Annotated in this window: 3 protein-coding genes; all 3 read right to left on the bottom strand. The window is 46.1% G+C overall.

The window, feature by feature from the left end; translation table 11 throughout:
• Positions 1 to 146 precede the first annotated feature (146 nt).
• Positions 147 to 665, bottom strand: a complete 519-nt coding sequence (locus tag PX481_RS21140) for an FKBP-type peptidyl-prolyl cis-trans isomerase (RefSeq protein WP_288095822.1) — start codon at positions 663 to 665, stop codon at positions 147 to 149.
• A 6-nt stretch (positions 666 to 671) separates the two neighbouring features.
• Complete coding sequence (locus tag PX481_RS21135; protein WP_002758682.1) at positions 672 to 995, bottom strand: phasin family protein; 324 nt, start codon at positions 993 to 995, stop codon at positions 672 to 674.
• A gap of 14 nt (positions 996 to 1009) precedes the next feature.
• The coding region (locus tag PX481_RS21130; RefSeq protein WP_288095820.1) for a phosphodiester glycosidase family protein at positions 1010 to 1661 on the bottom strand (652 nt) is incomplete at its 5' end.

Here is a 1661-nt window from a genome sequence, read left to right as displayed (position 1 = left end):
TGCCAGCCATTGCGGGGATCGGGGGAAAATTCAGGTACTTTTTCCCTGAAAATTAGGTAGTTGACCACCTCAAAACTGGTAAAACCCCACACCCCACACCCCACACCCCACACCCTGCCACCACCGAAAAGCTTTTTCAGCAAACCCTATTTAACTGCCAACAATTCCACATCGAAAAGTAAAGTCGCGTTGGCAGGAATCACCCCACCGGCACCCCGCGCACCATAACCCAATTCTGGGGGGATAATTAAGGTACGCTGCCCACCGACTTTCATCGATGCGACTCCTTCATCCCATCCTTTGATCACTTGACCAACTCCAATGGTAAAGGTAAAAGGTTGATTGCGATCCTTGGAACTATCGAATTTTTTGCCGTCTGTGAGGGTTCCCGTGTAGTGAACAGTCACTTTTTGACCTTTTTGGGGAGTTTCTCCGGTTCCTTCCACGATATCGATGTATTTTAGTCCCGAATCGGTGGTAACTGCTTGATCTAAATCCATGGAGATGATTTCCTTATTAATAGTTTGAGTGATAGCGGGTGGATCGATTTCTGCGGCGATCGCATTGGTTTTTTCCCCTCCACCAAAGAGGGAAGCAACGATTAAAAATAAGCCACAAACCGCAATAATAGCAAAACTGAGCAAGATTTCGCGCATTGATTTCATAGTTCCCTAACGCCAGAGTTTATTCTCTAAGTCTCTCACCTGCCGTTCTAATCTATCAATCCTTCCCCGCAGTTCATCCATTTCCGATTGTCGGGGAACCCCTAAATCCTGCAAGATATTGCGGATATAGCGTTCTAAGTTATTCTCGAAGCTCCCTTGTTCAGACTTCATCTGTGTCATCAGATCATCGACAAAGTTTTTAGCCTGATCGGAATTGATTTTACCGTCTTTTACTAATTCGTCGCTCACTTCTTTGATCTTTTCTGCCACCATGGAAGTAGTACCAATACCCATCAGCAGCAATTGTTTAATCCAGTCGCTATTATCCATTGTTTTCACACCTGTCAAGGAGACGGGGATAAAAATATCCCTATTCCATTATGGACTTTTGCGGCGGTAACGGCAGAGCGATCGAGCAGATAACCCGCCAAGGCTATCCCGGTGGAACTACCCCCATCTAGGTTTAAACCGTCCTTTGCCGACATTAACAGCAAAATTCGGGCTAATTCGCCTAAAGTTGCCCCCCGTCCCCCGACACGATTATGGATAGCCACTAGCAAAATTTTTCCTTCTCGGCTGACTGCGATCGCACTGCGGGAAGCTTGTTGATTTTGGAATGCCGGACTAAATTTTTCGGCATTTCCATCCAAAACTATGCGCCCATTCTGCAATAATAGGGGGCCAGCACCTAAAATCTGAGGATAATCAGCAAAATCTCTCGGTAGGGTGACGCTATCGAGGTTGACTCTTTCACCAATATTTAAACTAATATCTGTCTTTCGGCAGATGACTAAATAGCCATTTTCTGGTATGTCTATACTATCCTGTGGGAAAAGATTATTTAATTTCTCCGTTACGCGATCGCCTTGGACGACTAACCCGGTTTCGCGCTCGGTGAGGGGATGATAATTACTCCCCCAATCGCGAGTATAACGACTGCAGCCGGCTGTCAGGAAAGCACTATTTAACTGGGTTAGGGGAAAACGTTGTCCGGTG

The organism is Microcystis sp. M53603_WE2, assembly GCF_030065435.1.
The sequence above is the reverse complement of the archived record's forward strand: the minus strand, read 5'-3'. Positions and strand labels throughout refer to the sequence as shown.